Source organism: Actinopolyspora biskrensis (assembly GCF_013408175.1).
Classification (GTDB): Bacteria; Actinomycetota; Actinomycetes; order Mycobacteriales; family Pseudonocardiaceae; genus Actinopolyspora; species Actinopolyspora biskrensis.
In genome coordinates this window covers 986,591-1,008,781 of record NZ_JACBYW010000001.1, presented here as the reverse complement: position 1 = coordinate 1,008,781, position 22,191 = coordinate 986,591, and the positions used below count along the sequence as shown (strand labels likewise).

At 60.3% G+C, this 22,191-nt stretch carries 19 protein-coding genes; 1 reads left to right on the top strand and 18 read right to left on the bottom strand.

From position 1 onward, the window contains the following. Positions 1 to 5: 5 nt before the first annotated feature. From FHR84_RS04345 to FHR84_RS23120, 18 genes are all read right to left on the bottom strand, one after another. Positions 6 to 896 (bottom strand): alpha/beta fold hydrolase, encoded by an 891-nt coding sequence (locus FHR84_RS04345; RefSeq protein WP_179534092.1) that lies wholly within the window; start codon positions 894 to 896, stop codon positions 6 to 8. Positions 897 to 1,142: 246 nt separating this feature from the next. Next, on the bottom strand, positions 1,143 to 2,408 hold the full coding sequence (locus FHR84_RS04340; protein WP_179534091.1) for a helix-turn-helix transcriptional regulator: 1,266 nt from the start codon (positions 2,406 to 2,408) through the stop codon (positions 1,143 to 1,145). Between the two features lie 392 nt (positions 2,409 to 2,800). Next, positions 2,801 to 3,391, bottom strand: a complete 591-nt coding sequence (locus FHR84_RS04335; RefSeq protein WP_179534090.1) for an NADPH-dependent FMN reductase — start codon at positions 3,389 to 3,391, stop codon at positions 2,801 to 2,803. Beyond that, positions 3,388 to 4,608: an MFS transporter gene (locus FHR84_RS04330; RefSeq protein ID WP_179534089.1), complete on the bottom strand. Its 1,221-nt coding sequence runs from the start codon at positions 4,606 to 4,608 to the stop codon at positions 3,388 to 3,390. The genes FHR84_RS04335 and FHR84_RS04330 overlap by 4 nt, the downstream gene beginning before the upstream one ends. Next, on the bottom strand, positions 4,601 to 5,608 hold the full coding sequence (locus FHR84_RS04325) for an LLM class flavin-dependent oxidoreductase (protein ID WP_179534088.1): 1,008 nt from the start codon (positions 5,606 to 5,608) through the stop codon (positions 4,601 to 4,603). Before FHR84_RS04325 ends, FHR84_RS04330 begins: the two co-directional genes overlap by 8 nt. A gap of 25 nt (positions 5,609 to 5,633) precedes the next feature. Then, positions 5,634 to 5,858 carry an acyl-CoA carboxylase subunit epsilon gene (locus tag FHR84_RS23475; RefSeq protein WP_179534087.1) on the bottom strand — a complete coding sequence of 75 codons (225 nt, stop codon included), beginning with the start codon at positions 5,856 to 5,858 and terminating at the stop codon, positions 5,634 to 5,636. Further along, the gene (locus FHR84_RS04315; protein ID WP_179534086.1) at positions 5,855 to 7,426 is read right to left on the bottom strand and encodes an acyl-CoA carboxylase subunit beta; all 1,572 of its coding nucleotides are present in this window, start codon (positions 7,424 to 7,426) and stop codon (positions 5,855 to 5,857) included. The genes FHR84_RS23475 and FHR84_RS04315 overlap by 4 nt, the downstream gene beginning before the upstream one ends. 43 nt (positions 7,427 to 7,469) lie before the next feature. Continuing rightward, positions 7,470 to 9,470: an SDR family oxidoreductase gene (locus FHR84_RS04310; RefSeq protein ID WP_179534085.1), complete on the bottom strand. Its 2,001-nt coding sequence runs from the start codon at positions 9,468 to 9,470 to the stop codon at positions 7,470 to 7,472. A 3-nt stretch (positions 9,471 to 9,473) separates the two neighbouring features. Continuing rightward, positions 9,474 to 10,421 (bottom strand): aromatase/cyclase, encoded by a 948-nt coding sequence (locus tag FHR84_RS04305; protein WP_179534084.1) that lies wholly within the window; start codon positions 10,419 to 10,421, stop codon positions 9,474 to 9,476. 16 nt (positions 10,422 to 10,437) lie between these two features. After that, entirely contained in the window at positions 10,438 to 11,220 is a 783-nt protein-coding gene (locus tag FHR84_RS04300; protein WP_179534083.1) for an SDR family NAD(P)-dependent oxidoreductase, read from the bottom strand. A 33-nt stretch (positions 11,221 to 11,253) separates the two neighbouring features. After that, on the bottom strand, positions 11,254 to 11,526 hold the full coding sequence (locus FHR84_RS04295; protein ID WP_179534082.1) for an acyl carrier protein: 273 nt from the start codon (positions 11,524 to 11,526) through the stop codon (positions 11,254 to 11,256). 53 nt (positions 11,527 to 11,579) lie between these two features. After that, on the bottom strand, positions 11,580 to 12,791 hold the full coding sequence (locus FHR84_RS04290; protein WP_179534081.1) for a beta-ketoacyl synthase N-terminal-like domain-containing protein: 1,212 nt from the start codon (positions 12,789 to 12,791) through the stop codon (positions 11,580 to 11,582). Continuing rightward, the gene (locus tag FHR84_RS04285; protein WP_179534080.1) at positions 12,788 to 14,056 is read right to left on the bottom strand and encodes a beta-ketoacyl-[acyl-carrier-protein] synthase family protein; all 1,269 of its coding nucleotides are present in this window, start codon (positions 14,054 to 14,056) and stop codon (positions 12,788 to 12,790) included. The genes FHR84_RS04290 and FHR84_RS04285 overlap by 4 nt, the downstream gene beginning before the upstream one ends. Beyond that, positions 14,053 to 14,379: a TcmI family type II polyketide cyclase gene (locus FHR84_RS04280; protein ID WP_179534079.1), complete on the bottom strand. Its 327-nt coding sequence runs from the start codon at positions 14,377 to 14,379 to the stop codon at positions 14,053 to 14,055. Before FHR84_RS04280 ends, FHR84_RS04285 begins: the two co-directional genes overlap by 4 nt. Positions 14,380 to 14,397: 18 nt before the next feature. After that, positions 14,398 to 15,861 (bottom strand): FAD-dependent monooxygenase, encoded by a 1,464-nt coding sequence (locus FHR84_RS04275; protein WP_179534078.1) that lies wholly within the window; start codon positions 15,859 to 15,861, stop codon positions 14,398 to 14,400. Between the two features lie 40 nt (positions 15,862 to 15,901). After that, on the bottom strand, positions 15,902 to 17,671 hold the full coding sequence (locus FHR84_RS04270; RefSeq protein ID WP_179534077.1) for an ATP-binding protein: 1,770 nt from the start codon (positions 17,669 to 17,671) through the stop codon (positions 15,902 to 15,904). A 37-nt stretch (positions 17,672 to 17,708) separates the two neighbouring features. Continuing rightward, a complete protein-coding gene (locus FHR84_RS04265; RefSeq protein ID WP_179534076.1) occupies positions 17,709 to 18,149 on the bottom strand; it encodes an LETM1/MDM38 family protein in 441 nt (146 codons plus the stop codon). A gap of 172 nt (positions 18,150 to 18,321) precedes the next feature. Continuing rightward, the gene (locus tag FHR84_RS23120; RefSeq protein ID WP_343075164.1) at positions 18,322 to 19,035 is read right to left on the bottom strand and encodes an SDR family oxidoreductase; all 714 of its coding nucleotides are present in this window, start codon (positions 19,033 to 19,035) and stop codon (positions 18,322 to 18,324) included. A gap of 267 nt (positions 19,036 to 19,302) precedes the next feature. Here FHR84_RS23120 and FHR84_RS04255 point away from each other — a divergent pair, with 267 nt between their 5' ends. Beyond that, positions 19,303 to 19,812 (top strand): nuclear transport factor 2 family protein, encoded by a 510-nt coding sequence (locus FHR84_RS04255; RefSeq protein ID WP_179534074.1) that lies wholly within the window; start codon positions 19,303 to 19,305, stop codon positions 19,810 to 19,812. The last annotated feature ends 2,379 nt before the right edge of the window (positions 19,813 to 22,191 follow it).

Sequence of the window (22,191 nt, the reverse complement as noted above, 5' to 3'; positions counted from 1 at the left end):
TCGGGCTATTTCCCCATTTCTCCGTACGTGCCTTTTGTGACTATGCACTCCTCCGCGAAAGCCAACGCACGCAGATGATAGGATCTGGCCGTCCAGCCAAGACTAATATTGTGCCCAGAATTCGGTTGGTGGTCGACCACAACACGCTCGCCCCCGAACAGGTCCTTGAGTCCCTCAAGTGTTTCCCGGTCGTGCTTCCACAAAAACTCGTACTCGGCGAATGTAAAACGAACCGGAACCTCGACCTGTTCGGCCACACCAGGAAGGACATCCGGCCATTCCGGAACCTCCCGGTACTCACGTTCGGGCATGGGGGACAGCAATGAACGAGCCCACAGAAAGGTGTTGGTCGGATAAAAGCGCAACGCCCCCCAGTGCATACGCCATACTTCTCTGTCACTTGAGTCGAAGAAACGGTGCATATCAGCGGCGTATCTGTTCCCACAACCCGAAATATCAAGACCGAGCAACACGTCGGTTTCCATGTCAGCAGCCACACTCAAAGCCACTTTCCCCCCATAAGAATGCGCTACCAGGAAAAAACCCGCCCCCACAGTGTGATAAAGCGCGAAATCGTTCAGGGCCGTACACAGCGTCTCGCTCTGTTCCATCAAGGTCTGCCCGTAAGGAAGCTGGTGTGCCGATAACCCGTAACCGGGTCGGTCCACCGCCAAGATCGTATATCCGAGATCCGCTCCCAATGCGAGCAGCGACAGATTCTGGTCCACCAGTCCGTCGAAGTATCCCGCTCGCATTCCACCACCGTGCAATGCCACGACAACAGCCCGCGGCGGTGCTTGCGACGGTTCACACAGCAACGCGGACAGTCTAGTTCCACCGGCATTCAGAACAATCTCCCGCACCACGGGAGCCGCCGAAGAAGCAGAATCATTCACGCGTATCAGATCTCCCTGTTACTTGACGCCCACCCCCGCAGAATCATGTCACGAACGAAATCCCGCAACGTAGAAGCCTCGAAAATCGGCCGAATAATTGGTCGTCCCGATCTCACTAGCGCGACCAGTCGCGTGGATCCCGTTCCGTCTGCCCCGTCCATCGGAGACCGCACCAGGCCGCAGCGGACCCCTGGATCGACCGAGTCCGCACATCATCCACTCCGAAACATCGGTCACAGCACCTCCTCAATCCAAAGAAATCTCATCGAAATAGGACTGCATTATTTCGATCTCCCGGCGACCGGAGATACCATGCTTGCTGTACACTGATGTAAGATGGTACTCGATGGCACGTCGGGTGAGTGACAACTTATCAGCGATCTCCCCATTACTGTACCCGGCACTGGCGAGCCTGCAAACACGAAATTCCTGCGAAGTCATCTTCCGAGGAGCCTCGATACCACCAAGAGCGGAATCGGCCACACCTACCCAATATTCGTTCTCGAATTCACGACCGCTCGCAATAGCCTGACGAAGAAACTGACGCCCCCTGGCGATGTCATTTTGATTCGACAGAAACTTTCCAAGCAGAGTCAACAACATAGGAAGATCGCTTCGGTTGTGGCCCGACTGAAGCAGCCCGATCGCCTCGTTGGCAGCGTTTCCGGGATTTCGGTACTCTTCCAACAAAACACCACTGCACAGTGCCCGGGCCACCCCACTTGGAGCTCCCCACACCCGCGCCCTGCTAAGTTCGTTTTTCACCAGACGTTTGGCTACGGTCGTTCTGCCCAACTGATTTTCCACACAGGCTGCACGCGTTCGCCAGGGAACCACCACCCCGTTGCGAACCCCGTTCGCGCTCAGCAGTCGATCACATGCCACATAGTCTCGAACCGCCGCTCCCATTTTGCCCGCACACAGGGAAATCACGCCCCGCACGCACAAAAGGTGCACCTTACCGCTACGGCAATCAGAAACCGAGTCCAGATATCCGTAATCAGCCAGCAGCCATTCGGCGCGACGGTACTGACCAACGCTCACCAATGACTCGGCGAACCATGCGACAGAAATTTCACGAATTTCGTTGGGTTCGATCCCACGCAGTAACTGATCGAACAGAACGAAGGCCTGCTGGTGGGCTCCCGAAAGATGGCATATCCTCGCCTCTACAAGCAGGAGAACCATCCTCGGAACAGTACGATATGACCACTCCTGTTTCTCCTTGAGACGAGTACAGTGCGCATCCGCCAGAAGAAGTTCATCCGAATACAGCAGCGTCAGCAACGCGTACCACACACAAGATGACCTGTCTTGGCAGGAGTACTCGGCCAGTGCCAATTCAGCCAGTTCGACCGCCTCAGTCCTTCTTGTGCCGTCGAGTAGCAGATAAATCGCCCGAGAAGCTGGACAAAAACCATGTTCAGCGTATCCGTGTTCGACATCCTGATCATCGAATGGACCACCGAATACCTGTCTCGGCTCCGAATTCTCAGTACAGTACTCAGTCAAGATGATCTACCCTGTCTTAGCCGGACCCAACAAGTTCAAAAGTTTACCAGGAAACATCTTCCGATCTTGCTCTTCTGGCGTCGGATCACCCTCGCGAACATCCGTGAACCAGTAAATCCCCTGTGATGCCAGATCCCTCGAGAGTGAAACCTCAATGAAACTGAGGCGGATGTTTTCAGCTCCACCTCCTCCGATCCTGCAGTACCAATGTGAACTTTAACCTGACTGACCGAAAAATCCTATATTTTTGTGAGCTTCACGTCATGTGTATTCTACACACCCATCGAGGATCGGACGGTCGAACGAAACACTCGGAGCGCCCGGCCGGACGCGTGTCCTCTACTCATGCGCAGGCAGAAGTCACGCGCCCCGACAAAGTGCCGTTGTTGATCTCAGCGTTCGAGAGGGCGGTACGTACGCGCGGTGCGCAACAGTTCGCCCCACCAAACCAGGCGGTCCAGCATGGTCTTGGCAGCGCTCTCGGCGTCATCGACGTCGAGAGGACGGTTTCCGTCGAATTGATCCCAAAAATTGTGGAAACTCAAGGACTCTCGCACGCTCACTGCGTGTAGCTCTCCGAACACTTGGCGTAGGTGCTCGACTGCCCGCAAGCCACCCCCCATACCACCGTAGGACACGAAACCGATCGGTTTCGCCGCCCACTCGCCGGAAAACCAGTCTATAGCGTTTTTGAGCGCAGCCGGCATGCTGTGGTTGTACTCTGGAGTGACAACGACGAAAACGTCGGCCTCGGCCAGTCGAACGGATAGGGATCTACGCACCTGGTCTGCCTCGGGATCCGGCGCCTCACCCGGTTCCGGCATCACCATCGGCAGCGGGTATTCGAGAAGATCGACGAATTCCACCGCCAGCTCGGGGCGCGTATCGGCCAGCTCAGCGAACCAGCGCGCTACGGTCGGCCCGAACCGTCCATTCCGCACACTTCCCAGGATGACGGTCAGCTTGAGTGGATGCTCGTTCATATCTGGATCTTTCGCTCGAGTGAAGTTTTACGAAAACCGGCCAACGCGACACAAACTCCGAATGCTCCGAACACCGAAATCACCAGCAGAGCTGGTCGATACCCCTGGAACAGGGTCAGCAGTGCCGCGACTGACGGCAACATCACGACGGAGCCAAGCTGCACGGCCGTCTGGTAGAACGGCACGGCCACCGATCGCGAGGCTGGCTCTATGGTGGACGTCGACTGCATGTTCAAAGCAGTAAACGACAGCACGAATCCGGCTTCGACGAGCAGCAGCACCGGAAGCAGTCCCGTGGTGTAGGACTCCGGCTCTGGCTGCCAGAGATAGAGCACCACTCCCGCGAACGCGGAGAACGCACCGGTGGTGATGAGCGAGGTGGTCCCGAATCGCTGAACCAGACGCCCTGTGAAGGGAACCGTGACGGCGAGCGGAGCGCACGCGGGCAGCAGTGCCACCGCGGTCTGCCACGGGTGCCAGTCGAACCACTCCTTGGACTGGACCGTGACCAACAGCAGTAAACCGATGTAGGTTCCGTTGAGTGTGGATGCTCCGAGAGCCGCGCGTACGAGCGAACCGTTACGCAGTACCGCTGAGGTTACCCGCGGCGGCTTTGGTGCCGCGGAAGCCGGAATCACCCACGCTCCCAACAACAAAAGCACCAGCGCCACCGGAGCGGGAAACAGAAAGTTCCAGCGCCAGTTTGTCTCGGAGAAGAGCCCGGAAAGCAGCAGCCCGATAGTGAAGCCGGCGGCTCCGAACAGCGAGTAGATCGAAACCGCTTTGTTTCGCTGCGCCCCTTCCGGAAACGTAGTGCTGATAAGCGCCAGTCCGACCGGTGCCGTCAGAGCCGCACAAATTCCTTTCACAATACGAGTTATAATGAGCACGGAAACACTGTCCGCCATCCCTCCCACCACTGAGGCGACCGCGAAGAGAACCATAGCTCCCAGGTAAATGGGACGCCTTCCCCATCGAGCCGTCAGCACCGGACCGAGCATGAGCATGGCGGCGAATCCGAGGGAGAACCCGCTCATCAACCACTGTACCGTCCACAACGTCAAACCGAGGTCGGCGCTGATTTCCGGTAACGCGAGGAGAACCACCGACACCTCGATCGCATCGAGGACCATGTTCCCCGACAGGACGAACAGCAGTATCCACAGTCCACGCCCCCAGCCCGCTGTGACCGTACCTGTTGATCCGTGGTCAACCATGTTCAGATCCCGCCGACGACATCGTGGTGGACTCCCGCCCAAGCAGTGTCGGCAAATGCTCGCTGATCAGTTCGATGTTGCGTGTTACCAGGTCATCCGGCATCCCAGCTATGCTGGCCCAGAAGATGAGGTGCTTGACGGGAAGCCCGTCCGTCTGTTTCCGGACACGCGCGCAGGCATCCTCCGGTGTGAGGATCTCCAGCGCTCCCCACGGCCTGTCCTTGGTCTTGTGGCGAAACTCCTCCGGAACGATCAGCGGTGGCTTCGGTTTGTCGGTACCTTCCACAGACGACTGTCGGTAAGTGTTCATCTGGTGTGCCAGATGCGGTACCACACGTGACCACGCGGCATCAGGGTCGTCCGCCAACATGATCGGAAGCAGATCCGATACCTGCGCGGCGGCCGGATCGTGACCGCCTTCGATCAGCCCGGCACGATAATGCTCGAATATGTCGCGCGAGATGTGCAGGAGGTTGATTCCCAACCTACCGGCGATCCGCGCACCCCGAGGACCGTAGAACCCACCCCAGATCGGCAGGGGGTCCTGGATCGGCCCCGGTGTGATGCCGCCCTCTGCCCACAAACGACGGATTTCACGGATATTGTTCTCCGTAGCGGGGTATCGGTCTCGAATATCGACGTCGAACAGGTCGTATTCGGGCACTCGATACCCGGCTCCCAGCCCCAACTCCAGACGCCCGCCGCTGATGAGGTCCACGACCGCCGCCTCCTCTGCCAACTGGGCCGGTTTACGCAGGGCCGGCAACAGGACGGCAGTGCCTATGCGGACGTTGTGGGTACGTGCCGCTGCCGCGGCGGCGAAGGTGAGGGGCTGCGGTAAGTAACCATCTTCGAACAGGTGGTGTTCGGTGAACCAGATACCGCCCGCACCACGTTGGTCGGCTTCTTCGCAGAACTCCAGCGTCCGCGCGTAGTGATCCGCCCACGGGCGATGCCACTGAGCAGGATTGCGTAAATCGAAGAGGAACCCGACGTCCATACCATGCTCTCCGTTCTTCGTATCGTCAGCGCGGATTTTTTTGCCAGCTTCGGGGGCCATCGACCCCCGAGAAACGCTCCGGGCGGCGCCATGGGGCCATTTTCGGTCCTTGCACGTCCTCTGGCGGTTCAAACTCGTCCAGGACGGCGCGCCGAAAAATTACAGCGGCGAGCGCACCGATCTCGAAAGGATCCGGTTCCCCCTTCTCGACTCGCACTCGAAAGGGGAATGAATCTTGTTGAGTACTCATTGGGGAGGGTTCCCGTGCTTACGCCGCGGCAGATCGGCGTCCTTGCACTGCAACATCGCGAACGAACGAATCAGCACTGAGCGCATGTCACATGGATCGATCACATCGTCGACGAGCCCGCGTTCGGCGGGGTGGTAAGGGTGTACCAGCTCCTGGCGGTACTCCTTGATCTTCTGCGTTCTCGTGGAATCGGGATCGTCGGCGGCGGCTATCTCCCGGCGGAATACGACCTCCGCAGCCGCCTCGGCGCCCATCACCGCTATCTCGTTGTTCGGCCAGGCGAATGCGAGATCCGCACCGATCGAGCGTGAATCCATGACGATATACGCGCCACCGTAAGCCTTTCGCAGCACCACCGATATACGTGGCACAGTGGCGTTGCAGTATGCGTACAGCAGCTTCGCACCCCGCCGGATTATCCCGTCATGCTCTTGATCGGTACCCGGCAGGAAACCGGGGACGTCGACGAGAGTCAACAGCGGGATGTTGAAAGCATCGCAGAACTGGACGAACCGGGCTCCTTTCTCACTGGCCTTGATGTCCAGCACACCGGCCAGTATCGAGGGTTGGCTGGCGACCACTCCGACGACATGGCCGTCGAGCCTGGCGAACGCGCAAACGAGGTTAGTGGCCCACTGGGCGTGGACCTCCAGGTAGTCGCCGTTATCAACGGTCTCGGCGATTACGTCGCGGACGTCGTAGGAGCGACTCCCCTCCAACGGCACCACGTCCAACAGCTCATCGACACGACGATCTGCCTGATCTCCGGTCCGCACCACCGGGGGGAGCTCGCGATTGTTGGAGGGCAGCATCGACAGGAGCAATCGGACGTCGGCGAGGCAGTCCTCCTCGTCCTCATAGGAGAACTGCGCGACACCTGACACATCACTGTGCACGTCGGATCCGCCGAGACCATCGTGGGTGACGTCCTCACCAGTGACCGAGCGAACCACCTCGGGGCCGGTGATGAACATCTGTGAGACGTCACGGACCGTGAAGACGAAATCGGTCAGCGCGGGAGAATAGGCCGCACCGCCCGCACACGGTCCGAGCATCACGCTGATTTGAGGGATGATCCCGGACACCTTGGTGTTGCGTTGAAAGATCCCGCCGTATCCGGCCAGCGCCGAGACGCCCTCCTGGATACGCGCACCGGCACCGTCGTTGAGCGACACCAGGGGTGCGCCCGCGGCGATGGCCATGTCCATGATCTTGTGAATCTTCTGCGCGTGAGCCTCGCCCAGGGCCCCTCCGAAGATCCGGAAGTCGTGTGCGTAGACGAAAACAGTCCTGCCCTCGACGGTCCCCCACCCGGTGACTACGCCATCCGTGAATGGGCGCTTCGCCTCCATCCCGAAACCGGTGGCGCGGTGCCGCCGCAGCGTCTCGACCTCGGTGAAGGTGCCGGCGTCCAGCAACTGCTCGATCCGCTCATGTGCGGTGAGTTTCCCCCTGGCGTGTTGCCGGTCAGTAGCCGACGGATCCGATCCGAGCCATGCCTGCTCTTTCAGTTCGTTGAGTTCTTCGAGATGATCCGAGAATCCGGTCGATCCCTGTGCGGTGGTCATCAATTCTCCTGTACGTTCTCGTGAGCGCTCGACTTGGTTCCCCTCAACCCAACAGGGTCCCGCCACTAGCATCGATGAATGCACCAGTGATCCAACGAGCCTCATCGCTGGCCAGGAATGTCACCACGTCCGCGACGTCCACTGCTTCGCCGACCCTTTTGAAGGCCGAGAGCTGTGCCATCTGTTCGACGATCTCCGGAGTTTCGAATATTTCGCTGCCGTTGTTGGTGATACCGGGAGCCACGGTATTGACTGTGATCCGGCGCGACGCCAAGTGACGCGCGAAGTGCAGCGAGATCTGTTCGATAGCCCCCTTGGACATCGAATAAGCGACTTGTTCCGGGTTGGCGAAGCGGGTGAGCCCGGACGAGATGTTTATGACTCGTCCACCGTCCGAAAGGTTGTTCAGTGCGCGCTGCACGATGAAGTAGGGAGCTTTGGCGTTCACCGCGAAAAGCCTGTCGAACTGCTCCGGAGTTACGTCCTCAGGGGCGAGCCCGGCCGGGGTCGTTTCTCCGGCGTTGTTCACGACGACGTCGATGGTGGTATCACCGGTCCGCTCCTTCAGCCCCTGCTCCAGACCGAGGAAAAGCTCGTGCACATCACCGGAAGCTCCCAACTCGGCACGAACCGGAAACGCTCTTCCGCCGTTTTTCTCGATCGAGGAAACCGTTTCCCGAGCTGCCGCTTCGTTCGTCGCGTAGTGCACAGCGACCAGCGCGCCTTCTTCGCTCAATCGCATCGCGGTAGCACGGCCGATGCCCCGGCTGGCACCGGTGACCAGTGCGGTTTTGTTGTTGAGCCTGCCCATTTCGAAACTCCGATCAACAGAAGAGATGGTTTTCTGCACTTTTCTGGTTGGAACTTCCGGGACGCGTTTACCGCTGATCATGCGGGCAAAGTGCCCCTGAACGGAATCGAATCCCATCAGCTCGGTGAACAGATTTCGGAGAGGATTTACTTCTGGCCCTCCGAGCAGCAGGAGTGCCTGCGCCCGGATATTGGTCAGCGTCCGCGAACCGACTGCCGCCCGTTCACGGTGGTACTCGTCGAGCGCCTCGTCACCAGCTCGGGTCGTGAGACGTTCGAGAAGCCTTCCACCGAGTTCCGCGGCGTCCTGCAGGCCAAGGTTGAGCGCCTGCCCACCGACCGGCATCTGCACATGAGCGGCATCGCCGGCCAACAGCACCCGACCACGACGGTACTCCGTCACTTGCCATCGCGCGTCGTCGAACGCATTGAGCCACGACGGAGTTCCGTCTCTTATGTCCTCACCGGTCACCTTCGCCCAAGCGGCGGCGACCTCGGCGTATTCCGGTTCGTTCGAGTACTCCTCCGGAGAGGTACCGTACACGTGCACCATGACACGGGTACTTCCGTCGGGCCAGCGAAATGCCGTCGCGAGTCCGTGGGCGTGCCGCTCGAAACGGCGGTTGGGAATCTCGATACCGGCCACATCGGCCCGAAGCATCTTCCTGGTAGCCGCATCACCGGAGAGTTCAAATCCCGCGACCCTGCGGACAGTACTCTGCTCACCGTCACATCCCACGACATAAGCACTGGTCATCCAGTGTTCGTCGCCCTCGGCAGTGACCGTCCCCACTCGCACGTGGTCCTCGAGTCCGGTCAGCTCCGTCACCCGCTGCCCACGTTGGATGCGCGCTCCCAACTCGGTGGCCACTTCGGCCAGCACAGCCTCGATGCGAGTCTGTGGACACTTCCACTGCCCCGCGTAGGGATCCGTGGGAGCCGCGATGGCCAGGTCGAGAGGGATACCGCCGAAGTGGCCGACCCCACCGCTCGGGAGCTCACCCAGCCTGCCCAGGAGGCCTCGTTCGGCGAGAATCCCCATAGTCCGCGTGTGCAGTGTCGATGCTCGGGACTCGGTCATCGGCTCGGTTCGCTGTTCCAAGACCGTGACCCGAGCTCCGCCGGCGCACAGATCTCTGGCGAGCAACAGCCCTACAGGTCCTGCTCCGACCACAATGACGTCGGTGTCCAGCGTGGGATCAGGGTGAGCGGCATCCCCCGGTGTGGCCGTCATCGGTCAACCCCGCGCTTCCGCGTAATCCTTGGCATGGCCGAGGGTGGCGCGGCTGTTGTTCCCGAGCGCATCGCGAATGAACTCACGGGCTTCCACGATGTCGGCCTCGGGACCGAGTATGCTCGTGATGTTGTCAGGGTTGATCACGACGGTGTGCTGCGAGCTGGCAGTGGTGAATCCGTCAGCGCCTTCCTCGAAATCCCAGCGCCCGGTGTGCAACGTCATCAGCGCCGGCAGTGTGGTCTGCTTGTAGGCGATCCGGTGATGCGGAAAACAAACCCGGACGGACTCCGTGGTGTGCGTGGAACCGTCCTTGGCACGTGTGTTCATCCGCAACATCTGCAGGCCGGGTGTTTCCTCCGTCAACTCGACGTCAGCCACGTGCGGCAGTCGCTCGGTCCACAGCTGTGCTTCATTGACGAAGTCGTAGACGTCCTTGGCGGAACCGGATATCCGTAGAGAATCCACGAACGAAATCGATAGCTTGTCCTTCTGTACCGCGTTCTCCACTCCGGCCTTCAGGCCGGGGAGCTCAGCTTTGCTGTTGCTGTCGACGGCCTGCTCGATCCATTCCAGCCCTTCGGGATCGTCGTCGATCGCACGGTAGGTGTGCAGCAGTCGGAGTCGGGTCTCCTGTTCCCCCAGCTGTTCTACGATCCAGGTACCGCTCATTTCCGCCACCGGCGGAGCGGGAACCTCCTGCCAGAAGGTGATCCGCAATTTATCGGGATCCAGAGTCCTTCGCGATTTCCAGTTCTTGGCCTCGCCGTTGGCCGTGGCCCAGATTCGAATCCGCTCCTCGTTTCCTTCCCGTTCGAGATAGTCGACGTATACCGAGGGAGGAAATATCTGGGGCCAGTTCTCGACTTCCGCGAGCAGGCGATACACATCGGCAGGCGGAGCCGCTACGGTGATCTCGTGTTCGACCTCACGAACAGAGTGCTCAGTCATTTTCCTCTCCTAGAGATCAGTAGTTCCCAAGTCCACCGCAGACGTTGATCGCCTGGGCGGTAATCGATCCGGCCGTCTCCGAGACGAGATAACCGACCATGCCGCTGACCTCCTCCGGAGTGGAGTAGCGCCCCAGCGGGATCTTGGCCTGGAACTGCTCGAGAATGTCGTCCTCGGTGGTGTTGAAGACGGCGGCATACCGCTGACGAATGCCCTCTGCCATGGGTGTTTCCACATAGCCGGGGCACACGGCGTTGACGGTGATACCGGTCTGCCCGAGCTCCTTTCCCAGCGCCTTGGTGAAGCCAACGACCCCGTGTTTGGACGCCGAGTACGGGGCTCCCAGCACAACGCCCTGTTTACCGGCCGTGGACGCGATGTTGATGATGCGCCCCCAGGACTTCTCCCGCAGTCCACCGTTGCTGAGGACCTCGCGAGTCATTAGGAAAACACTGTTGAGATTGGTATTGATCACATCGAACCACAGCTCGTCGGCGATGTCGGCGGTCTGACCACCTCCCCCGCGACCAGCATTGTTGACCAGGATGTCGATCGGGCCAAACTGGTCCACCGCGGCGGCGACGAAGGCGCGAACTCCCTCTCCGTCTCGGACGTCGCAGCTGGTTCCGTGCACGTCGAACCCGTCGGCACGGAACTGCTTGACCGTGGACGCCACGTTGTCCGCGTCACGGGCTCCAATGAACACCTGATGCCCCTGGTCCGCCAGGGTCCTGGCCGTTTCAAGACCGATTCCGCTGGTCGCCCCTGTAACGAGTGCAATTTTCGAACCGTGTGCCATGTCAACCTTCCCGAAAACTCGAAAAATTCTTGTTCAGGTATTTCCGCCGTAGCGCAGTTGCTCATTGACCATGTCGATCAACGCGCGCGGATTGACCACTGAGGCCATTTTGTCCTCGTCGAGCCGGATCCCATAGTCACGTTCGATACGACTTCCGGTCTCCAACAGGGCGAGCGACTCGTACCCCAGTTCCTCGAAAGTGCTGTCCATGATATCGCCGTCAAGGTCCACGCTCTCGTCGAAACCGGCCCCCTCGCGCAGAACCCTCCTGAAGTCATCAAGAGTGAACGAGTCACCAGAAGACATTTTCTCTCCTTCAAAAATTTAAAGAAAAATTGGACGGAAGTCCATCTCGTTTATCAGTATCCGGATCGAACTACCATCGCCGAATTGAAACCACCCTGACCGCGGGAGAGCACGAGCGCGGCCCCTGGCGCCGCGGTACGCGGTTCCCCGGCAACCAGGTCGATGTCATACCGGTCCGATCGCGAGCTACCGATCGTGGGCGGAATGACGCCATCCCGCATGGTGAGGAACGCCGCTGTAAGGTCCAGCGGTCCCGCCCCTGAGTACAATCGTCCGGTCATCGTCTTCGGGGCGGTAACCGGAACTCCCCGTGGCCCGAACACTTTTGTGATCGCTTCGGCCTCGATCTGATCCAGCGTCGGTACGGCCGCGGCGTCGGCGAAGACCACTCCGATCTCGTCCGGTGTCGCCGCCGCATCGACCAACGCGCGCTCGATGGCCTTCTGGAGTGTCGGTTCCCGACCACTCCCGGGTCTGGGATCCATCGTGGATGCGTGTCCCGCGATCTCACCGTAGACCTCGGTACCGCGCTCACGCGCGTGCTCGGCATCCTCCAGGACGATCAGGGCGCCTCCCTCACCCACGATGTGGCCACACGCGTCGTCATCGAACGGCAGGTACGCCCGGCTCGGTTTCTCACTGGTGCTCAGTCGACCACCGGCCATCTGCGCGACCCAACCCCATGGGCAGATCGAGGCGTCGACAGCACCCGAGATCACCACCCGTGTCCCGTTACGGATCTGCCTACGAGCCTGGGCGATCGCATCCACCCCCCCGGCTTGGTCACTGACCACCACGCTGCTGGGACCGCGGAGTCCGTTGCGGATCGAGATCTGGCCGCTGTTGACCGCATAGAACCACGCGAACGATTGGTAGGCACTGACGTACTGACCGCCCTTGCTCCACAAGGCCCTGAGCTCGTTCTGCCCGAATTCGAACCCTCCGGCGTGGCTGGCCGTGATGACTCCCGCCTCGTAGTCGGGCATTTCGGCGGGCACTATCCCGGAATCCTCGAACGCCCAGTCAGCGCAGACGAGCGCGAGTCGGGTCATCCGGTCCGTCTGCGGGAGAAGCCTGTTGGGCAGGTACTCTTCGGCGGTGAAGTCGGTGATCTCCCCAGCCAGCCGAGCAGGGTAGGACGAGGCGTCGAAGCGACTGATCCGGTCGATTCCGCTGCGCCCGGCAAGGGTGGTGTCCCAGTACTCGCTGAGCCCCAGTCCCGTGGGCGCAGCGACCCCCAATCCTGTTACGACGGTCTTACTCACCGTTGCCTCCCGTGCGGTTCAGCCAGTACCACCGCGCTCTGGAACCCCCCGAAACCACTGCCGACCGACAACACCGCGTCCGTCTTCCAGTCGCGCGCTGTCAGCGGCACATAATCCAGATCGCATTCGGGATCCGGGGTGTGCAGGTTCGCGGTAGGGGGCACCACGTCATTGGCCATCGCCAGCACGGAAGCGGCGATCTCGATCGAACCGATGGCACCGAGCGAATGCCCGACCATCGACTTGATGGAGCTGACGGGAGCACGGTATGCGTGCTCACCCAGGCTGCGTTTGAATGCGGCCGTTTCGTGTCGGTCGTTCTGCCTGGTACCAGAACCGTGCGCGTTGATGTAGTCAATGTCGGCCGGGTCGAGTCGTGCCTCGTCGAGGGCGTTGCGGATCGCCTCGGCCATCTCCTTGCCATCGGACTTGAGTCCGGTCATGTGATAGGCGTTTGAGCGAGTCGCATACCCCGACACCTCGGCATAGATTTTCGCGCCTCGTCGTCGCGCGTTTTCGAGTTCCTCCAGGACGAACACAGCAGCGCCCTCCCCCAGGACGAAGCCGTTGCGACTCGCGTCGAAGGGACGTGAAGCGTGTTCGGGATCTTCGTTACGCGGGGTGGTCGCCTTAATCGCGTCAAAGCAGGCGACCGTGATCGGCGAGATCGGCGCGTCGGTCGCTCCGGCGATCATCACCTCGGCCGAGCCTTCCCGGATGATCTCGGCGGCGTAGCCGATCGCGTCCAGCCCCGACGTGCAACCGGTCGATACCACGGTGCTGGGCCCCTCTGCTCCTGTGGCCCAAGCAACCTCAGTAGCGAACGCACCAGGCGTTAGATAGTTGTACAGGTGCGGCACGGCATACGTGTGATCGACCAGTTCCAGCCGGCCACCGTCGCTAACTGTCCGATACTCCTGGTCCAGGCCCATCGTTGCCCCGACGGCGCTGCCGATGGTCACCCCGATCCGATTCGGATCGACCGCGTCGAACTCAAGTCCACTGTCGGTCACGGACTCACGCGCGGTAACCACGGCGAACTGGGCCGCACGGTCCATCCGCCGGATCTCCTGGGGAGTAAGTCCGAGCAGGTCGCCGTCGAAATCCACTTCGGCCGCTACCTGTGAGCGAAAGGATGAAGCATCGAAGAAAGAGAGGGAACGCGTGGCGGTGCGACCATCGGCGATCAATCCCCAGAAACTCTTGGCTCCCACTCCACCCGGTGCGGTTACTCCAACTCCTGTGACTACGACACGACGATTCATAAATTGCTCCAGTGGTAAAAGCGACGAGCCATAGCATCAGACGGCGAGCGCCAGGTCGCGGGATCATAAGCATCGATGAAGGGCTTGAGCTCCTGGCTGATACGAACGAACCTGGGATCCGTTTTCGCTTCTTCGATCAGTTCGCCGCCGTTGTCGTCATCGAAGTCTTGCAGATGAAAGTAAAGCCCCTGGTATTCGAAAAGTTGACGACGACGGGTCCCCATGCGGTTCGGCATGTCCGTCTCGTCGAACTCGCGGAACAAGGCCGCGACGTCATCGCTCGAGTCCGGTTTGATCTTGGCCACGATCAGCGTGCTGTACATAGTTCCTCTTTCCAGTAATTATCGGGAAGGCCCGAACCAGCGGTTCAACGCCATCGGTAGGTCGTGGTGGCTTCCCGGCGCCGCCCACGCGACGTGCCCGTCAGGACGCAACAGGATGGCAGCGGTCTCCGCCAGTGGACTGCCGGGTGTGACGTTCCGCGGGGTTCCCGCAACGAGATCGACACGATCGGACCACCCCTCCGCACGAGCTCGCAAGGTTGGGTTGCCCACCAGGTCCAGGAGCACCCCCCTGCCCGAACGCAGTAACCGGCTGCTGGTTGTGCGCTGGCTTCCGCAGGTCAGTTCGAGTGGCGGCATCCGGAACCCCAGCAGGGGGTTCTCCCCGCCGCCTACCTCGTAGCTGATGTCTAGTCCGCTGACCCGGGCGGCGAAATGACGTTCGATCTCGGGGTATCCAAACAACTCGCCGAGCACGTCCCGCAGCGGTCCTACCTCGTCGCCTCCGAGAATGAGCATGCTCTGCGCACGGGTGTTCTCCAGGAGCTTGCGACCGACCTCGTGGCGTTCGCCGTGGTAAGTATCCAGCAGGGATTCGGGAGCGTTGCCACGCAGCACGGCGGCAAGCTTCCAGCCGAGGTTCACCGAGTCCTGGATGCTGGTGTTCATCCCCTGCCCGCCAGCCGGCAGGTGAATATGCGCGGCGTCACCCGCTAGCAGCACCCTTCCCTTCCGGTACTGAGTGACCTGTCGGGCGGCATCGCCAAAGGCACTCACCCACACCGGGTCGGCTTCTGAAATATCGTCCCCGGTCAGACGCTTCCAGATATCAGCCACCTCGGCGAAGGCTGGCGGCTCCGTGCGGCGTTGCGGTGGAACTCCACGTTCCCCGACGATGATCCGCTGCACACCGTCCGGGAGCCGCGCGGCCATGACCATGCCACCGGAGACCTGCTCCCCTGTCATCCGAGGCTCCAACTCGACGCCCCGGACATCGGCTAGGAACAGCTCGGTCGTGGCCGCGGTTCCCGGGAAATCGAACCCCAGGGCTTTCCGCACCTCGCTGCGCCCCCCGTCGCAACCGACGAGGTACCGGGCCGTCAGAGGCTCATCGGAACCGCGAACGTGCACGCTGACCCCCTCGGAGTCCGCGACCACCCCGGTAAACTCCTGACCTCGACGGATGTCGGCCCCCAGCTCCGACGTCCAGCTCTCGAGCACCGTCTCGGTCTGCGACTGCGGTATCGTCTTGGCGGCCCAGTGCTCCGAGTCCAGCACTCCCAGATCGAGGGGAACCCCTCCGAAATGCCCCATGTCGCTGGTTTGGAAATCACCGAAGCGAGGAAGCAATCCACGCTGGTCGAACACTTCCATCGTTCGGATCGTGAATCCGATCCCGCGCGATTCACCGGTTCTTTCTTCCAATTTTTCCAGTACGACGACGTCGATCCCCGCCAAGCGCAGCTCTCCAGCCAGCATGAGTCCAGCCGGCCCCGCTCCCACGACTACGACCGAAGTGTCCATTCAATTCTCCAGAAACGAGGGCAAGGGATAAGCCAGGGTTTCAGTTGACTGTCGTGTCCGTAAGGCGACATATCTTCGCCCCTCCGACAACGGATGCCCCGGTCACCGCTGCAAGTTCACGAACTACGCCATCTCGATGCGCGACCAGTGGCTGTTCCATCTTCATCGCTTCCAGCACTACTACGGGGTCGCCTACCTCGACTCGCTGTCCTTCTTCCACGGCGACCTTGATAACCGTGCCCTGCATCGGCGAAACGAGCTCTTCACCGGAAACGTCGCGATTGGCATCCTTTCTTCGCGGACGCCTGGACTTGCGGTCAGTTTCCCCCACAGATCGTGAGGGAGTGATCGCAGGTAGCGATACCTCCACCCTCCGACCATCGACCTCAACAACCATCGTTTCCCGCTCTCGGGAAACCCCGCGGATTTCCCCCGACTCGTCGATTTGAGGCTCGATCCGATTGTCGAAATCATTTTCGATCCACCGGGTGTGCACGTCAAACCGACATTCTTCGCTCAAAGCGGAAAACGAGAGATCCTCCACCACCACGAGGTGGAACGGCAACGTGGTCGGCACACCGGAGACCTCGAACTCCGAGAGCGCTCGGTAAGACCTCCGCAGCGCCTGCTCTCGCGTGGCCCCAGTCACGATCAGTTTCGCGATGAGTGAGTCCCATTCAGGACCGATGACGTCCCCGGAGGTCACCCCCGCGTCCGTCCGGACCCCCGGTCCAGCCGGGAGGTTGATTTCCCGCACCAACCCCGGTACGGGAAGAAAGCCGCGCCCCGGATCCTCACTGTTGATCCGAAACTCGATCGAATGGCCACGCGGAGCCGGGTCAAGCTGTTCCAGGGGATCGCCACGAGCTATACGAAACATCTCGCGCATCAAATCGACGCCAGTGACTTCCTCACTGACCGGATGCTCCACCTGAATCCGCGTATTGACTTCCAGAAAGGAGATGGTCCCATCCTGGCCCACCAGGAACTCACATGTCCCGGCACCCACATAACCCACGTTCGCGAGGATCTTCTTGGAAGCGGCATAGAGCTCAGCGGTCTGCTCAGCAGTCAGGAACGGGGCGGGTGCCTCTTCGACCAGCTTTTGATGCCGACGCTGTAGGGAGCAATCGCGGGTAGAGATCACGGTGACCGTACCGTGCTCATCAGCGAGGCACTGAGTTTCGACGTGACGGGGCCGGTCGAGGTAACGCTCCACGAAGCATTCGCCTCTCCCGAACGCCGCGGTAGCCTCTCGTACGGCCGAATCGTAGAGCGGCGCTATCTCCTCGTGCGACCTCGCTACCTTCAGCCCCCTACCACCCCCACCGAAGGCAGCCTTTATCGCGATGGGTAAGCCGTGTTCCTCCGCGAAGTCGCATACCTCCTCCGCCCCGGAGACGGGCTCGGCGGTCCCCGCTACGAGCGGCGCGCCCACCGTTTCAGCCACCTTGCGTGCCGCGACTTTGTCACCGAGGGCACGCATGGCTCGGGGCTGAGGACCTATCCAGACAAGACCGCTGTCTATGACCGATTGGGCGAAATCGGCGTTCTCCGCGAGGAACCCGTAGCCTGGATGGATCGCGTCGGCGCCAGCTTCCTCCGCCACCCGCAGAAGCTTTCCGGGGTCCAAATAGCTGGATGCTGGGTCATCACCACCAAGTGCGTACGCCTCGTCGGCCAATCGCACATGCAACGCATCACGATCGGGATCGGCATAGACAGCCACGCTCGCAATTCCTTCATCCCTGCATGCACGAACCACCCGAACCGCGATCTCACCTCGGTTGGCTATGAGCACTTTCTGCACGATGGATTCCTCTCGAGGCCATTTCCTTGTTCAAGGACTAGTTGTCCTCAACGCTCTTCGGATCGAGATTGAGAGCGATACGACGCAGAACATCGTTCGTGGCAAGGAACTCTTCCTCAGTTATACCTTCAAGCGCCCCCGAAGCGTAGGAATTTACCAGCACCTCAGCACGATCGTGGGCCAATACCCCTGATTCGGTAGTCTCGATCGAACCACCATCCAGTACCACCCAACCCCTCTCGGCGAAAGTTTCCAGAACCCCCCTGTACGAGTTCATCTCGTCCTCGACAAGAAAAGGGGCCAACCCCTTGTCGACGTCTGACACGGTCCTCATTCCGATATTGACCGCATGCAGAACCTGCCACTCTCTGCGGGTGAGCTGCTCACCAGAAAGCGCCCGTTCAGTGGCGGAGTCGAACAGTTGATGCAGAAGCACCAACCAATACCCCAAACGTTTCGTCGTATTTTTCTGCAGCATATATACCTCGCTTCCACAGCAGGTGCCAGGGGCGCGAACCCCACCCGACGAGTTCATCCCTGTCACGAACAAATCCAATATTAGCGAGCCGCAGCCGACGTCCTCACTGTGGAGCCACCCCAGATCCAGCTAGCAGCAATATGAGCGGCGTCACCCACGAAGAAAATGCGGCCTACTCGAAATGTGCTACCATGGTGTGAAGTTGTTGATCAAGGACATCGAAACCGCCGTCAACTCGAATCACTTGCCCAACCGCCGCGCCGAAGTCATCGGCGAGCAGTGCGATGCTCCTCGCCGCATCCTCGGGTTCGAGCAGTCTCCCCTCGACGGAACGGCTCTGGAAAAACTGACGAAGCTGATCATTCATGACGCCTGTGGTCGCGTCGGTACGCACGGCGGGCAACGCGATCGTATTAGCCACGATCCCGTACTGTGCGGCGACTCCCGCCACATGCCGACTGAACGTATTGAGCGCGGCCTTGGCCGTCGAGTGCGCCGCGACACTTCCTATCGTGTCAGCAGCGGTACTCGAAACATAGACTATCCGCCCCTCTCCCCGTTTTCGCATGACCGGCAACACGTGCTGGGTCAAGAAGTACGAGCCGGCCAACTCGCCACTCACCTTGCCGATGAAATCACTCCAGGAGAGCGCGAGCAGCGGTTCGAACGGTGGATTCACTGTGTTCGCGTTGCAGACGAGCGCGTCTATGCGGCCATGTTCACGGTACAGTCGATCCACCATTTCTTCCACGTCTTGCGGATCACAGATATCAGCTTGCGCGGTTTCCGCTGATCCGCTAGCCGCTTCGATCGCCCTGACTACCTCCTCCGCCGCACCGGTGTTCTGTAGGTAGTTGACGACAACGTGGTACCCTCGCCGACCCATCTCAAGCGCTGTAGCGGCCCCGATACCACGACCCGCTCCGCTGATCAACGCTATCCGAGTTGAGTGCTGCACGCGTCCTCCTCGACCAAAGTATCCTGTTGCAGTTCCCGCTGAGCGACTCTAGGGCACGAATGGTCACCTGACCCTTCGGTACTCCCCCAGTTCCCACAGCACATCATTGCGACCACAGCACATCGCTGCCATAGTCATAAACAAGTAGAACACGTACGGTAAAACTCCGGAAAACAAATCCAGAAGGGAAATCAGGTGCAAAAAAATACCGACCTCGCCGAGACGGTGGAACGACTCGCCAGTCGAGTCCAGCATCTGGAGATCACGCAAGAGCTCACCAACTTACGCAAAGAGTTCCACCGCTGCCTCAACAACGCCGAGTGGGACAATCTCAGCAACCTATTCACCGACGAAGCCCACCTCGACTACGGGCAGTACGGACAAGCACACGGCGCGAAAGAGATACGCCACTACTACAGCGCACTGGCCCAAAAAATCGCAGAATTCCGACGCGGAGCAACCGAAATAGCACTCAAGAATTTTATCCATGGCCACCAATCAACGATCCTGAGCGACGAATCAGCCACAGGCGTGTGCTTCTTCGAGGAAATGATCAGGTTCAACAAGGAAACCGAGATATATCAGAGCATCGGGCAGTTTACCGACAAGTACGTGTACCAGGACGACCGATGGCTCTTCGCGAAGGTACAACTCGATCATTACTGGGTAGTTCCGGACAATGAGGGCTGGCGCTGGCCCTGGTGAACCGCGGCAGAAAAAGATCAGGTGAACCACTCTCCCCTCCTGGACTCCCACCCAATCCACCACGCCCCCTGAGGGGAGCCATTCACCAGCCCCACCCGGGATCCCCTCACAAGCGACACCTCATCCGAAAATCATTCAAACACCCTTCTCTTAAAGAAGGCTTCCGGAAAGAACGCGGCCGGCGACGATGAGCGACGACCGATCCGCGCTGGCGCTGTGTCGCGTGCGGTGAGTTCTCACGGCGGCTGAAGGTGTTGCCGCGGCCTTCGTATCGCACTCCCCGGAGTGCGATAACCGAGCGGCGGAGCACGTGTTCGACTGACCGACGGTGCCGTCCGAATGTGCTCGGTGCCCGAGACGTCGGTCCTGGAGACTGTGATGATGTCACGGTGGTCGGAGTGGTTACCTGATCCCGCTGTTCGCGTCAGCATGCGACTTGGTCGCGTGAGATCACCGCTGACCTCGACGACCGCGAGGGGCGGCTCAACCGGCATCAGCCGGATCAACACGCGGTTGTCGTGGGTATTGGACACTGGGAAGTTCGCAGCGGAAGTCGGCTTCCCGGTGATCAGATGGACATGAACCCGGTCCCTCCTCGATGGTCGAGCCGACCGTGTGAGTGCCGTTTCCCAACTGACTCCCCCCGTTCGGAATCACTCGTGAACACCCTGAATCGCCAATGCCCGCCAGCTCGTCCGATACCAAATCGATGAGACGGCTCAATCCATCATCGATGGTCATCACACTCCCAGCCACCGGTTATTAGGGCACGGCTCAAGATCCTTTCGCGGTGATGCTGTGAATCAAAGCCCGGCCGACGCGCCCCGAGTTGACCCTCGCGCGTGAGTTCGGACTCATCGCAAGGCGACTGGGCGGTCGTGATGCGAGGGCTCCCCCGCTTCCCGCGATGACGTTTACCGACGTGGGGCGGCAATTGGACAGGCGAACAGGCCACTCCGCTGGGAGGTCGGGGATCTTTCCGAACCACCCCGAAAAATGTGCCGGTAATGCGGTGGACCTGTGCCGAGTCCGCAAAGGACGTGTCGCTGGTACGTACGCGACGAGGGATCGAAGGAATCACTGGTGAGCAAACCGGTGTACCGAGACCGTCTCCGCCCCATCCCCGCCGAACCGCGCAGGGTCAGCTTCATGCGACGTGGTGGATGGTACCGCGAAAGACCTCGCCTCGAGGCGAGCAGGAACGGGTGCTGCGTCGCATGATGCCCTGATTCGAGCGATCCCCCTGTTTTGTGGCACGTTCGCGCGGGAGGGACGGTAACTTGATGGGATCAGGGCGCACAGTCCCCGGAAAACCTGGAAACGAGTGGCGAGCGAGTGTATGTCTCCGGGAGCCCGGGTGAGGTAACGTCACCACTTCCACAGCTGACCTGCTATTCGGCATGTCCTGTTCTCTCTCGGGCGGCCGGGGAGCCAGGTTGAGTTGACACCTGTCCGACGTCGCGGATCACTTCGGCGGACCTGGGGCACAGTCGCTCCCAGCTGTGGCGTACCGCTATCCGTGTCTAACGCATCCCTCTCCGGTCAAGTCGAGCGCGCGATGCGGACACGCTCATTGGACAACACGAGTTGATCGGCGAGCACGACGGTGATGCGTGGACGATCGCGGCGGACACTCGAACCCCGGGAGGCCGTTCAGCCCCGTACACCATGCGGTCACCGGTCCCCTGCCGACGTGACTCCCACTCCGGTCGTGCCGGGGGTCGCCAACTACACGAATACTCCGCGGGGCCGGTTACTGATCCAATCGCCGGCACGGACAGGGCCAAATGTCCGACACCAAGAGCGCGCACCCGGTCGCCTCTGTTAAAAACAACAAAAAGAGTTGCAGAAGACCCCACAACAATCTAGACTCCGATTCGTCGGAGTCTAGCATAACCATGCAGACCCCAACGAATCGTGGCAGCACGGCACACTGGGGATACGATGACACTGGGGAACAACGCTATCGACGCGTACGCAGCGACAAAGAGAGTCTGACTCCAAATGTCAACTGTGCGACAAGTCGATCAAAGCAGTCGGAGCCCGATAACTCCACGAAGGATCTATCCAGGACATCAACGAGAAAATCGTGTTCCGCGAACGGTGAGTTCACGATTGATGTCCCCAGTCCTACTGGACCCATACCGGTGCTCCCGACCACCACCACAACCACAGTCCGAGCACAGCGCTTCTCGAGGTGGATGATCAAGGTCACACCGACCGGTGTCATGAACCTTCCTCACCACTTCAGCAACACCTCACGCGAACCACTCCCCATCGTGGCGAACTCAGATTCCTGTGACTTCTGACAACGTGCTTCCAAGTAGCATCCCCGGAGTGCCGTTCAACATTTGACAGAAAAACTTGAAACACGACACG